Source organism: Streptomyces sp. NPDC034049, assembly GCF_055575575.1.
Map to the genome: position 1 here is coordinate 81,833 of NZ_JBVISJ010000006.1, position 12,992 is coordinate 94,824.

The following is a 12,992-nucleotide window of genomic DNA, read 5'->3' on the forward strand; positions in this document are numbered from 1 at the left end:
AGGGGATCATTCGCGGGCGCCCGGCGCCAGCGCGAACGTGGTGATCACGGCCGCGTGGTCCGACGGCCAGTCGTTGTCCTCGACGTCCGGCCAGGGCCGGGGGGTGCCGCTGACCTGGGTGCGGGAGTCGAGGACCGCGAGGCCCCGGTGCAGCACGAAGTCGATCCGGTCCTGCGGCTCGGGTCGGCCGCTGCCGTCCTCGTGCAGGGCGTGCACCGGCGACCAGGTGTGGCCGGGCTGCCGTACGGGGTCGGGGTGGGCCTCGCGGTAGGAGTCGCGCAGGCCGCTCGCCTCGGCGGCCCTGGTCACCGGCCAGTCGACGTCCGGCCGGTCGAGGTGCGAGGGGCTGTTGAAGTCGCCGACGAGCACGACGGGCACGGCGGTCGCGCCGGACGCACCGGACGCGGTGTCGTCGATCCGGCGCAGACAGTCCCGCAGCCGGGTGAGCCGCACCTGCTCGTGGGCGATCAGCTCGGCGGCCGGCAGCCCGTCGAAAGCGGCCTCGTAGGGTCCGTACGGCGTGGGGTCCAGGTGAACGGTCCAGATGTCCATCTCGGTACCGGAGTCGGTCCTGATCCGGACGCCGGCGGCGCCGTAGAACCCGACGTGGGGGTCGCCGAGGCGGGCCGTGATCGGGTGGCGGCTGATGATGCCGAGGTTGTCGCCGGCCCGGTGGTGGTGCCAGCCGAGGGCCTCGGCGAGTTCCTGGGCGGCGGTGCCGTACGTCTCCTGGAGGCCGACCACGTCGACGCCGGCGTCGGTGATCACCTTGAGCTGCTTGGCGCGGTGGTCGCGGACCTTGGTGCCGCCGCACCAGAGGTTCCAGGTCATCACACGCAGGGCGGGACCGTCGGGCGCGACGAGCAGACGCAGGCTCGCCGGTGTCACGCCCGCGAGGCTCTCCCGGACGGTCCGCCCGGGGGCCTCCTCGATGGGGGCGAGCGAGGGGACGGCGAGGACCACGCAGCCCGCGGCCTCCGCCGAGGTGACTCCGGTCCGGGTGTCCTCGACGGCGACGCAGGCGGCGGGGTCGACGCCGAGGGCGCGGCAGGCGGCGAGGTAGGGATCGGGGGCGGGCTTGGTGTGCTCGGTGTCGTCGGCGGTGACGGAGACGGCGAACAGGTCGCGGCCGAGGACGTCGAGGACGGTGTCGGCGACGGCCCGCGCAGACGCGGTGACCAGGGCGGTGGGGACGCCCTCGCGGGCCAGGGCCCGCAGCAGCTCCAGCGCGCCGGGGCGGGGCACGGTCCCGGTGCGGACGCGGTCGGCGAACTCCCGGTGCAGTTCGGCGCCGAGCGCGTCCCGGTCGGCGCCGGTGCGGCCGGCGAGCCAGGCGGCGGTGTGCTCGACGGGACGGCCGAGGACGTCCGGCTGGTCGGCCTCGGTCAGCGTGCGTCCGAGGCCGGCGGCCACCACCGCCACCGCGTCCCACCACAGCCGCTCGGTGTCGACGAGCGTGCCGTCCATGTCGAACAGGGCGGCCTGGAGCGCGGATCGGGACAAGGGACTCTCTTTCCGTGGGGGTGTCGGGGCGGGAGCCCGGCCGTGGGGGCCGGGCGGCCGTGTCTCAGCGGGTGGGGCGCGCGGCGACGAGCACCGGCCGTGCGGGGAGGCTCACCGTGACGGCGCTTCCGGCGCCGAGGGCCGCCGCCTCGTGGGTGGGCAGGTCGGCCTTGACCTCGGTGCCGTCGGCGAGCCGTACGGTGAGGCGGGTGGCGGCGCCGAGGAACGCGGTGGCGACGACCCGGGCGTCACCGGTGCCGTCCGGCCGTACGGCGACCGTCTCCGGCCGGACGAGGACGTCGACCTCCGGGGTGGTGGGCGCCGTCCCGTCGACGGGCAGCCGCAGGCCCAGCACCTCGACCGTCGTCCCGTCCAGCCGTCCGGGGATCCGGCTCATGGTGCCGACGAACTCGGCGACGAAGGCGGTGGCCGGGCGGCCGTACAACTCGACGGGCGTGGCGCACTGTTCGAGCCGTCCGGCGTGCATCACGGCGACCCGGTCGGCCATGGACAGGGCCTCCTCCTGGTCGTGCGTCACGAAGAGGGTGGTGATGCCCAGCTCCTGCTGGAGCCGGCGGATCTCCTCGCGGAGGGTGAGCCGCACCTTGGCATCGAGGGCGGAGAGCGGTTCGTCGAGCAGCAGCACGCGGGGGCGCAGGGCGAGCGCGCGGGCGAGGGCGACGCGCTGCTGCTGGCCGCCGGAGAGCTGGTGGGGGTACTGGGCGCCCTTGTCGGCGAGTCCCACGAGGTCGAGCAACTCGGCTGCCCGGGACCGCCGTTCGGCGGTGCGCACCTTGCGCATGCGCAGCCCGAAGGCCACGTTGTCGAGGGCGCTGAGGTGCGGAAAGAGGCTGTACGACTGGAAGACCATGCCGGCGTCGCGCCGGTGGGCCGGGACGCGGGTGACGTCCTCGCCGTCGACCAGCACCTCGCCGGCGTCGGGGTGTTCGAAGCCGGCGAGCATCCGCAGGGCGGTGGTCTTGCCGCAGCCGGAGGGGCCGAGGAGGGCGAGCAGTTCGCCGGGGCGCACGGTCAGGTCGAGGCCGTCGAGGGCGACGGTGGCGCCGAACTCCCGGCGCAGGCCCCGGAACTCGACGGTGGCGGCGGTGTCGGTGGCGGTCTTCTCAAGCACGGTCATGGTTCATCCCCGGGAGGCGGAAGCGGTTCGGGTACGTCCGCCGAAGGAGGCGAGCGCGAGGAGCATGGCCCAGGTGACGAGGAGGCTGAGCACCGAGACGGCCACGGACAGCTGGGCCTGCGAGCCGCTGACGTTGACGATCCACACGGCGAACGGCCGGAAGCCGAGGAGTTGGGCGACGGTGAACTCGCCGAGCACGAGCGCCAGGGTGAGGAAGGCGGAGTTGAGCAGTGCCCCGCGCAGGTTGGGCAGGACGGCCCGCACCAGCGCCTGCGGCCAGTTCGCCCCGCAGCTGCGGGCGGCCTCCACGAGGGTGCGCACGTCCATGGCGCGGAGACCGGCGTCGAGGGCCCGGTACACGAAGGGCAGCGCCATCACGACGTAGGCGAGGACCAGGACCACGGGGAAGTCGGGGTTCTGGACCGCGACGAAGGTCTGGAACAGCGGGGTCCGGGAGAGGTGTTCGGGCCCCCACTTGAGGACGGTGCCGAGGCCGGCGACGAACGCGATGGGCGGCACCACCAGCGGCAGGGAGCACACGACCTCCACCACGGGCCGCAGCCTGGGGGCACCGAGACGCAGCGCGACCATGGCGGGCACCATCAGCAGCAGCACGACGGCGATGGTCGCGGCGGCCAGCTCCAGCGACAGCAGCAGGCTGGAGACGAAGCCGTCGGTGCCGAGGATCTGGGTGTACGCGTCGAAGGTGAGGCCCTCGCCCGGCACGTCGACCGTGAAGATCACGGAGGCGGCGAGCGGGACGAGGAAGTACAGCCCGGCGCAGGCGAGGACGAGCGGGCGCCACAGGGCGGGGCGGCGCGCGGCCGGGCGCCCCGGGTTCAGGCCAGCCATCGGGCGCTCCGTCGTTGCAGGGGCAGGTAGACGGCCATGACCAGCCCGGCGATCAGGACCATGTCGAGGCTGAGGGCGAGCGCCACGTTCTCCTGGCCGACGAGGACGTTGCCGGAGATGGCGTCGGCGATCTGGAGGGTGACCAGCGGGATGGAGCTGCCCACCATGGCCGCGGCGGTGGCGTACGCGGCGAAGGCGCTGCCGAAGAGCAGGACCAGCCCGCCGAGCAGCGAGGGCGCGAGGACGGGCAGGGCCACGTGGAGCCAGTACTGCAGGCCGGTGGCGCCGTTGTTCTGGGCGGCCTCCCGCCACTGGACGCGCAGTCCGTCGAGGGCGGGGGCGATGGTGAGGACCATCAGCGGGATCAGGAAGTACAGGTAGACGATGACCAGGCCCCAGAAGCTGTAGAGGTCCCAGCCCTGGTCCGTGAGGCCCAACTGCCTGGTCAGCACGCCGGAGTTGCCGAGGGTGGCGACGAACGCGAAGGCGAGCGGGACCCCGCCGAAGTTGGCGAGCACCCCGGAGGCGGTGAGCACGGCCTCGCGCAGCGCCGGGAAGCGGGAGGTCACCACGGCCTGGGCGAGCGGCAGTCCGAGGACGGCGGCGAGCCCGGCCGCGACGGCGGACAGCTTCACGCTGCCGAGCATGGCCGTGAGGTAGGCCCCCTGCACGGAGGCCGACATGTTCGCCGTGGTGTACGCGGTGGCGCCCGTGGCCGGGTCCTTGACGGTGAACGCGCCGTTCAGCATGGCGACGGCGGGCAGCCCGAAGGCGATCGCGACGAAGGCCAGCAGCGGGAGCACGGCGAGCCATCCGCCGCGGCGGGGCCGCCGCTTCACGGAAGCGGCGACCCCGAGCGCCGGGTCGGCCCCGGTGGCGACGGCGGTCACCCGGAGACCGCCTTGGCCCAGCCCTGCGCGAGCGCGTCCTTGGCCTTGGTCTGCTGCTCCTCGGTCGGGAACTCAGGGGTGCCCGACACCTTCGGCAGCTTGGCGGCGGCCTTCTCGTCCAGCGTGCCGGCCTTCTCCATGGCGGGCATCAGGGCCGGACGGGCGTAGCCGGCGAGCCACAGGTTCTGGCCCTCGGCGCTGTAGAGGTACTCCTGCCAGAGCCGGGCGGTGGCCGGGTGCGGGGCGTCCTTGTTGATGGCCTGGGAGTAGTACTGGGAGAACTTGCCGTCCTCCGGGACGACGACCTTCCAGTCGACGCCCTTGGACTTGAACTCGTCGGCGTACCCGGCGTTCAGGTAGTCCCAGTCGATGCTGATGGGCGTCTCGCCCTTCTCGACGGTCGCCGGTGTGGATTCGACGGGCGTGTAGTTGCCGTTCTTCTTCAGTTTGGCGAAGAAGTCGAGGCCGGGCTGGATGTCGTCGAACGAACCGCCGCTCGCGAGCGAGGCCGCCCAGACGCCGCCGAAGGCCGAACCGGACTTGGTGGGGTTGCCGTTGAGGGCGACCTGGCCCTTGTACTTCGGCTGCAGCAGGTCGGCGAGGGTCTCGGGGCACTCCTTGACCCGCTTCGCGTCGCACCCGATGGATATGTAGCCGCCGTAGTCGTTGTACCACTGGCCCTTCGGGTCCTTCTGGCCCTCGGGGATGTCGGCGAAGGCGGCCACCTCGTAGGGCGCGAGCAGCCCCTGCTGGGCGGCGCTGAGGGCGAAGGAGCTGCCGAGGTCGAGCACGTCGGGCGCGCGGTCCTGTCCCTTGCGGGAGGTGACGGCGTTGATCTCGTCCTGGCTGGCGCCGTCCGGGTTCTCCACCTCGATCTTGATCCCGTACTTCTTCTCGAAGCCGTCGATCAGCGCGCCGTAGTTGGCCCAGTCGCGGGGCAGGGCGATCGCGTTGAGCTTGCCCTCCCGCTTGGCGGCGGCGACCAGTGCGTCCATGCCGCCGAAGTCCTTCGCCGAGGTCGCGGTGGCCGCGTTGACGCCGTCGTCGGTGGTCGTGGTCTCGGGTGCCGCGCCACAGGCGCTGAGGGTGAGTACTGCGGCGGCGAGGGCGCCGCCGATGACGGCGGTTCTCGGCGGAAAGAGGGTCACGGGGCTCTCCAGGGGTACGCGCAGGGACGATCTGGGTGGAGCACTTGTCTGAACAAGTTGGCCTCATTAGGTCCGCGCTTCATATCACGCACGTAAACGGCGGCGAAATACTCGTGCACGGTTTCCCGCACAATCACGGGCCGAAGGCCGTGTTCCGCGCCGCCTTCCCCGCCTGGTTAGGCTGGTCGCGCTGCACACAGCGAGCGACCGGACGAGCGGAGGGGGACCATGGCGGCGCGACACGAGGAGATCGCCGAGGCGCTGCGGCGGGCGATCGACCGTGAGGAGTACACGGTGGGCAGTCTGCTGCCGCCGGAGACCGAACTCGCGGCCCGCTGGGGCGTCTCGCGCGGCACCGTCCGCCAGGCGGTGGCGACCCTGACCGCCGAGGGCCTCATCGGGTCACGTCAGGGTGCCCGCCGTGTGGTCCTGGCCGGCCGCCGCAGTCAGAGCTTCGCGGAGCTGCGCAGCTTCGCCCAGTGGGCGCGCGCGATGGGCCGTGAGGCGACGGGCCGGGTGATCGCCCAGGAGTACCGGACGGCCACCGCCGAGGACCGGGTACGCCTCCAGCTCGACCCGGGCGCCCGGGTGCTGCACGTGCTGCGGCTGCGCGGTCTCGACGGGCAGCCCGTCCTGCTGGAGCGCACGGTGTACGCCGACTGGATCTCCCCGGCCGTCGAGCCCATCGAGGCGGACTGCCCCTCCGTGACCCAGCGCCTGCTCGACGACACGGGCCTGGTCTTCGCCTACGGGGAGCACGTGATCGACGCCGTGGCGGCCGGCGCCCGGGACGCCAAGCTCCTCACCGTGCGCCGCACCAGCCCCCTCCTGCGGGTCCGGCGGGTCACCACCACCCGCGAGGGCCGCCCGGTGGAGTGGTCCGACGACCGCTACCGCCCGGACGCGGTGAGCTTCAGCGTGCACAACTCGATCGGCAACAACGCGTTGGCGAGGAAGACCGCGGAGTGACTTGAAAACCCCGGGCACTGAAGGGGCGCGGGGAACTGCGCGAACAACCCCCACGCACCCGCACCCGCCGACGAACCGACCGCCCCGAGCTCTCAGGCGGGCGATCCTGAAGAAAACCTCCGCAACAACGGCGACAGCACCAACACCGACTTGGTCCGCTCGACGAACGGCTCTCCGGCGATCCGCTCCAACACCCGCTCGAAGTGCCGCATATCAGAAGCGAACACCTGAACCACCGCATCGGCCTCGCCGGTCACCGTGGACGCGGCCACGACCTCCTGATACCGCTCCAGCCCCCGCTGGATCGTCTCCGGCGAGGTGTTCCGCCGGCAGTAGATCTCGACGAACCCCTCGGTCTCCCACCCGAGCGCGGCGGGGTCCACCCGGACGGTGAATCCGGTGATCGCCCCGGTCGCCCGCAGCCGGTCCACCCGCCGCTTCACCGCGGGCGCGGAGAGGCCCACGAGTTGGCCGATGTCGGAGTAGGAGCGGCGGGCGTCCTCGGCGAGGGCGTGCACGATGCGTTCGTCGAGATCGTTCAGCACTGCGGGTGGATCACTTCTCTGGAGTCGCGAGACGGGAACGGCGGTGGCCGTAACTGAAGTAGAACACGAGCCCGGCGGCCATCCAGACCCCGAAGACGACCCAGGTCACAGTGGAGAGGCTGCCCATCATCCAGACGCAGAACGCGAATCCCAGCGCGGGCAGCACCGGCGACAGCGGCACCCGGAAGGTCCGCGGCATGTCGGGCCGCGTCCGCCGCAGCACCACGACCGCCACGTTGACCAGCGCGAACGCGAAGAGCGTACCGATGCTCGTGGCGTCCGCCAGCTGCCCGAGCGGAATCGCGGCGGCGAGCACACCGCAGAACAGCGAGACGATCACGGTGTTGACGCGCGGCGTACCCGTCTTCGGGTGGACCCGCGAGAACACCTTGGGCACGAGCCCGTCCCGGGACATGGCGAACAGGATGCGGGTCTGCCCGTACAGCACGGTGAGCACCACGCTCGCGATGGCGATGACGGCCCCGCCCGCCAGCAGCGTGCCCCAGAACGCGTCCCCGGTGACGTCCTTCATGATCCCGGCGAGCGCGGCCTCGGACTCGCCGAACCCCTCCCAGGGCCGCGCCCCGATCGCGACGGCCGCGACCAGCACGTACAGCGCGGTGACGATGACCAGCGAGAGCATGATGGCGCGCGGCAGGTCGCGCTGCGCGTTCTTCGCCTCCTCACCGGCGGTCGAGGCCGCGTCGAACCCGATGTACGAGAAGAAGAGCGTGGCCCCGGCCGCGCTGACGCCCGCCATGCCGAGGGGCATGAAGTTGTCGTAGTTGCCGGAGCGGAAGCCCTGGAGGCCGATGAGGCAGAAGAGCAGCAGGGCGGCGATCTTCACCACGACCATGATCGTGTTGGCCCGCGCGGACTCCCGGGCGCCGCCCAGCAGGAACGCCATCGCGAGCAGGACGACGATCAGCGCCGGCAGGTTGAAGATTCCCCCGTCGCCGGGCGGCGCGGACAGCGCGGCCGGGATGGTCACGCCGAGGGTCCCGTCCAGCAGCTCGTTGAGGTACTCGCCCCAGCCGACGGCGACCGCCGACACGGAGACCCCGTACTCCAGCACCAGACACCAGCCGCAGATCCAGGCCACCAGCTCGCCCATCGTTGCGTACGTGTACGAGTACGAGGACCCGGAGACCGGGATGGTGCCGGCCAGTTCCGCGTACGACAGGGCGGAGAACAGCGCGGTGAGACCGGCGATCACGAAGGAGAGGGTGACGGCGGGCCCGGCCTTGGGGACGGCCTCGCCGAGGACGACGAAGATACCGGTGCCGAGCGTGGCGCCGATGCTGATCATCGTCAGCTGCCACAGTCCGAGGGACCGCCGCAGCGACCCTCCCTCACCCTGGCCACCCTCCGCGACCAGGCGTTCCACGGGCTTGCGGCGCATCAGCCGCGCCCCGAGGCCCGCGGCGGGCGGGGCGGACCGATTCTCGTGCTGTGGGGGTGCGCCTTGGTCGAGCACGCGTGGCTCCTTCATCGCTGCCGGTCAGGGCGGGTGAGGACCGACAGCACCGAACAGCAGGGGGCCACCGAGCAGGAGGTCCCCTCCACGCCACGTACAGCGCCTGACCCTATGAGCCAGAGCTTCACGAGCGTAATGCGGCAACCTTGCGCACTCACGCAAGATCGTTGCGTGCATCACGGTCGTGCGGAGCTTCGTTGCACGGTCACTCACAGCCATTGCGCGACGCCGACGGAGTCAGGGGCGCGGGGCTGCGTCGAGCTGCGGCTCCGCCGCGTGGGCGCGACAAGCCACCACGAGCCCGCACCCGCCGACGACGTACAGCTCCCCCGAGTTCGAAGGCGCCCTAACTCCAACTGGCGTGCAGCGGCTTGCCCTCCGCATACCCCGCCGCACTCTGAATTCCCACCACGGCCCGCTCGGCGAACTCCTCCAAGGACCCGGCCCCCGCATACGTGCACGACGACCGCACCCCGGCGATGACCGAGTCGATCAAATCCTCGACCCCCGGCCGCGCCGGATCCAGGAACATCCGCGACGTCGAGATGCCCTCCTCGAACAGCGCCTTGCGCGCCCGGTCGTACGCCGACTCCTCGCTCGTACGGTTGCGAACGGCCCGCGCCGACGCCATCCCGAACGACTCCTTGTAGAGCCGCCCGCCGGCGTCCTGCTGGAGGTCGCCCGGCGACTCGTACGTCCCGGCGAACCACGACCCGACCATCACGTTGGACGCGCCCGCGGCCAGCGCCATGGCGACGTCCCGGGGGTGGCGCACACCCCCGTCGGCCCACACGTGCTTCCCGTACTTCTTCGCCTCGGCCGCGCACTCCAGGACGGCGGAGAACTGCGGCCGCCCGACCCCGGTCATCATGCGGGTCGTGCACATCGCGCCGGGTCCGACCCCGACCTTGACGATGTCCGCGCCGGCCTCGATCAGGTCCCGCACGCCCTCGGCGGCGACGATGTTGCCGGCCACGATCGGCACCCGGGGGTCGAGATCGCGCACCAGCTTGATCGCGTTGATCATCGACTCCTGGTGGCCGTGCGCGGTGTCGATGACGAGCGTGTCGACGCCCGCGTCGAGCAACTGCTTGGCCTTGCCCACGAAGTCACCGTTGATGCCGACGGCGGCGGCCACACGCAGCTTGCCGTTCGCGTCGACGGCGGGGCTGTACAGCGTGGCGCGGAGCGCGCCCTTGCGGGTCAGGATGCCGACGAGACGGCCGTCCCGGTCGACGGCGGGAGCGTAGCGGCGGTTGGCCGCGTCGAGCCGGTTGAAGGCCTCACGCGGGTCGATGTCGGCGTCGAGGAGCAACAGGTCCCGGGACATGACGACTTCGAGCTGGGTGAAGCGGTCGACGCCGGTGAGGTCCGCGTCGGTGACGACACCGACGGGCCGCAGCGCCTCGTCGACGACGACGCCCGCGTTGTGCGCGCGCTTCGGCAGCAGGGCCAGCGCGTCGGCGACCGTCTGGTGGGGGTTGAGCACGATCGGGGTGTCGAGGACGAGGTGGCGGCTCTTCACCCAGGAGATGACGTCGGTGACGACCTCGATCGGGATGTCCTGCGGGACGACCACCAGGCCACCGCGGCGGGCGACCGTCTCGGCCATCCGGCGGCCGGCGATGGCGGTCATGTTGGCGACGACGAGCGGGATGGTGGTGCCCGTGCCGTCCGGGGAGGCCAGGTCCACGCCCTGCCGCGATCCGACGGCGCTACGGCTCGGGACCATGAAGACGTCGTCGTACGTCAGGTCGTACGCGGGCTGGATGTCATTGAGGAAACGCACGTGCCGCACATCCCAGTCGATCAGAGGTGACCCCCTGACAGGACCGCCAAGGGGAAGAGCACGTACTTCATTGTCCCATGTCGGCGGGTGTGAACGGCCCCGACGGATCGTCCAGAGGGGACGTGGGCGGCCTAGGAGGATCCTCCGAGCGCGAGCACGATCCGCAGCTCGATGCCGGTGGGCGCGCTGTGGCCGGAGGCGTCGGCGAACACCTCCCGCGCGATGCTCCAGTCGTTCGGCTCGGCCCTCGCGTACTCCTGCCAGCCGGTGACCTCGACGAGACGCCCCCGCACGGGCGGCGCCCACGACAGGTCGGTGAGGCAGTCGGCGAGGGCGTCCCAGTTGCGGCCGAAGTACGCGGGCAGATCCAAGGCGCGGGCGCAGCGGTCCATGAAGGCGGGCTTGTCGGTGACACCCGTCAGGTCCAGCTCGACATACGCCCAGCCACCGGCGCTCAGTACCTCGGCAAGTGCTCCGTCACTCATCCCGACACCGTCCTGCACGTCTCGTAGCGGTCACCGGCCCGCGCCCCGGAGGGGGCGCGGGGAACTGCGCGATCAACCCCCACGAACGAGCGGCCGCCCACCCGCCCCGACCTGGCAGACGCACCCTCGGCCCCGGCGGACGCACCCTCGTGCCACGGCAGGCGCCCCCTCGACCCGGGCCGACGGCCTGTCAGACGCCGTCCGGGTCGGCCCTGTTGAGCGCCGGCCTGGGCATCTGACCGGCAGTCAGCAGATAGTCCGCGGCCGACGTGTCGGTGACGAGGCTGGTCACCAGTCCCGAGCGCAGCACGGCGTCGATGGCGGCCGCCTTGCGCTGCCCGCCCGCGATCGCGACGACCTCGGGGATACGGCGGAGCTGGTCGGCCTTGACCGTGATGCACCGCTCGCCGAGGTCACGCCCGACACGGCGGCCGTCGGCGTCGAAGAGGTGCGCCGACATCTCGGCGGCGACACCGAGGGAGGCGTAGTGCCCCCGCTCCTCGTCGCTGAGCATGTCGTGCACCGTGGAGATACCGGCCTCCCAGGAGCCGATGGAGACACAGGCGACGGTGACCTTGTCGAAGTGCTCGAACGCCCGTGCGATCCCGGTCTGGTGGCGCAGCGCGGCCGCGGTGGCCGCGTCCGGCAGCAGCATGGGCGCGTAGATGGGGTGGGCGTCGCCGCCCGACACCTGCGCGGCCCGCCGTACCGCCTCGACCGAGCCGCGCTCGGCGGTCCCGGCGTCGTACACCCCGGTCAGCTGCACCACCGTGCACGGCGGCAGCCGATCGAGCGCCGCCGCCATGTGGATGGTGGAGCGGCCCCAGGCGAGACCGAGCACATCGCCCTCGTTGACCAGTTCGCCGAGCAGGTCCGCGGCGACCTCGCCGAGGTTCTCCGGGTCGGGCGACTCCTCGGCGTCGGCCGGGGACTCGACGACCACGGCGTGCCTGAGGCCGTACCGGGCGCGCAGCGCGTCGGAGCGCTCGGCGTCCAGTTCCGCGGGCACGCGGATCTCGATCCGTACCAGATCCCGCTCGAGGGCGGTCTCCAGGACCCGGGCCACCTTGAAGCGGCTCACGCCGAACTCCTCGGCGATCTGGATCTTGGACTTCCCCTCGAGGTAGAAACGGCGTGCCATGGCCGCCGCCTGAACCAGCTCAGCGGGTCCCATCCGCATGGCTGACCGGCCCGCCGACATACCTGACACGGTCATCTCCTCACTGCTCTTCACACATGGATACGCCGTTCATCCTTGCAGATCCGGCGTTTTCGATCAGCCCGAAGGAAAGCCGTTCACGTTTCCTTGGCCCTCTGGACGCACGACGTGCCCCGCCGGCCTCGGCGTTCGCACGGCCGTGCCCCGGTGGTTCAGCGGCCGCAGGCCCAGCCGGCCGTCGCCGTGACGGCGTCCGCCCGCGCCCGCAGCGCCCGCACCGCCTCGGCCGGGTCCTCGGCCCCGTACACCGCGGAACCGGCGACGAAGACGTCCGCGCCGGCCTCGGCGCAGCGCTCGATGGTGGACTCGGCGACCCCGCCGTCGACCTGGAGCCAGAGGTCGAGGCCGTGCTTGCTGATCAACTCGCGGGTCCGGCGGATCTTGGGGAGCATGATGTCGAGAAAAGCCTGGCCCCCGAAGCCCGGTTCGACGGTCATGATCAGCACCATGTCGAGTTCGGGCAGCAGGTCCTCGAACGGCTCGATCGGCGTCGCGGGCCTGAGCGCCATGGAGGCCCTGGCCCCCTTGGCCCGGATCTCGCGGGCGAGTCGCACCGGTGCGGCAGCCGCCTCGACATGGAAGGTGACGGAACCGGCACCCGCTTCCACGTACTGGGGCGCCCACCGATCGGGGGCCTCGATCATCAGATGGCAGTCCAGCGGCGTCTCCGTCGCACGGGCCAGGGACTCTACGACCGGCACACCGAGCGTGAGGTTCGGGACGAAATGGTTGTCCATCACGTCTACATGGAGCCAGTCGGCTCCCTCGACCGCCTTCGCCTCGTCGGCGAGACGGGCGAAGTCGGCGGACAGGATGCTGGGGTTGATCTGCGCGGCCATGGGCCAAGCCTGCCATGCCCTCCGGGGGTTGCGGGCATCGGTCCGGCCCGGGGACCGTTGTTCTCGGGCCGCGGGCCCTCTCCGGCCGAGCGCGCCCCCGCGGTGGAGCCGCGGATGTCACTGTCCCGCGCCCCTCAC

12 protein-coding genes are annotated in these 12,992 nt (G+C 71.9%); 1 reads left to right on the forward strand and 11 read right to left on the reverse strand.

Translation table 11 applies throughout. The features are described 5' to 3' along the window. Positions 1-6: 6 nt before the first annotated feature. From ACZ52C_RS19110 to ACZ52C_RS19130, 5 genes are all read right to left on the reverse strand, one after another. Positions 7-1,503: an HAD-IA family hydrolase gene (locus tag ACZ52C_RS19110; protein WP_469075840.1), complete on the reverse strand. Its 1,497-nt coding sequence runs from the start codon at positions 1,501-1,503 to the stop codon at positions 7-9. A 64-nt stretch (positions 1,504-1,567) separates the two neighbouring features. Further along, positions 1,568-2,641 carry an ABC transporter ATP-binding protein gene (locus tag ACZ52C_RS19115; protein WP_469075841.1) on the reverse strand — a complete coding sequence of 358 codons (1,074 nt, stop codon included), beginning with the start codon at positions 2,639-2,641 and terminating at the stop codon, positions 1,568-1,570. Positions 2,642-2,644: 3 nt separating this feature from the next. Next, the gene (locus ACZ52C_RS19120) at positions 2,645-3,493 is read right to left on the reverse strand and encodes an ABC transporter permease (protein ID WP_469075842.1); all 849 of its coding nucleotides are present in this window, start codon (positions 3,491-3,493) and stop codon (positions 2,645-2,647) included. Then, complete coding sequence (locus tag ACZ52C_RS19125) at positions 3,481-4,383, reverse strand: ABC transporter permease (RefSeq protein ID WP_469075843.1); 903 nt, start codon at positions 4,381-4,383, stop codon at positions 3,481-3,483. The genes ACZ52C_RS19120 and ACZ52C_RS19125 overlap by 13 nt, the downstream gene beginning before the upstream one ends. Continuing rightward, positions 4,380-5,531 (reverse strand): ABC transporter substrate-binding protein, encoded by a 1,152-nt coding sequence (locus ACZ52C_RS19130; RefSeq protein ID WP_469075844.1) that lies wholly within the window; start codon positions 5,529-5,531, stop codon positions 4,380-4,382. The genes ACZ52C_RS19125 and ACZ52C_RS19130 overlap by 4 nt, the downstream gene beginning before the upstream one ends. Positions 5,532-5,759: 228 nt before the next feature. Between ACZ52C_RS19130 and ACZ52C_RS19135 the strand changes: the two genes are divergently transcribed. Next, on the forward strand, positions 5,760-6,500 hold the full coding sequence (locus tag ACZ52C_RS19135) for a GntR family transcriptional regulator (RefSeq protein WP_469075845.1): 741 nt from the start codon (positions 5,760-5,762) through the stop codon (positions 6,498-6,500). A 92-nt stretch (positions 6,501-6,592) separates the two neighbouring features. On the opposite strand, the gene ACZ52C_RS19140 is transcribed toward ACZ52C_RS19135, so the two are convergent. The 6 genes from ACZ52C_RS19140 to rpe form a co-directional block, all read right to left on the reverse strand. Continuing rightward, positions 6,593-7,045, reverse strand: a complete 453-nt coding sequence (locus tag ACZ52C_RS19140; RefSeq protein ID WP_045557267.1) for an Lrp/AsnC family transcriptional regulator — start codon at positions 7,043-7,045, stop codon at positions 6,593-6,595. Between the two features lie 10 nt (positions 7,046-7,055). Continuing rightward, the gene (locus ACZ52C_RS19145) at positions 7,056-8,522 is read right to left on the reverse strand and encodes an amino acid permease (protein ID WP_469075846.1); all 1,467 of its coding nucleotides are present in this window, start codon (positions 8,520-8,522) and stop codon (positions 7,056-7,058) included. Between the two features lie 346 nt (positions 8,523-8,868). Continuing rightward, positions 8,869-10,311: a GuaB1 family IMP dehydrogenase-related protein gene (locus tag ACZ52C_RS19150; protein WP_469075847.1), complete on the reverse strand. Its 1,443-nt coding sequence runs from the start codon at positions 10,309-10,311 to the stop codon at positions 8,869-8,871. 131 nt (positions 10,312-10,442) lie between these two features. Next, entirely contained in the window at positions 10,443-10,796 is a 354-nt protein-coding gene (locus ACZ52C_RS19155; RefSeq protein ID WP_469075848.1) for a barstar family protein, read from the reverse strand. Positions 10,797-10,986: 190 nt separating this feature from the next. Next, positions 10,987-12,030 (reverse strand): sugar-binding transcriptional regulator, encoded by a 1,044-nt coding sequence (locus ACZ52C_RS19160; protein WP_045557264.1) that lies wholly within the window; start codon positions 12,028-12,030, stop codon positions 10,987-10,989. Positions 12,031-12,167: 137 nt separating this feature from the next. Then, on the reverse strand, positions 12,168-12,854 hold the full coding sequence (gene rpe / locus ACZ52C_RS19165) for a ribulose-phosphate 3-epimerase (RefSeq protein WP_469075849.1): 687 nt from the start codon (positions 12,852-12,854) through the stop codon (positions 12,168-12,170). Positions 12,855-12,992 lie beyond the last annotated feature (138 nt).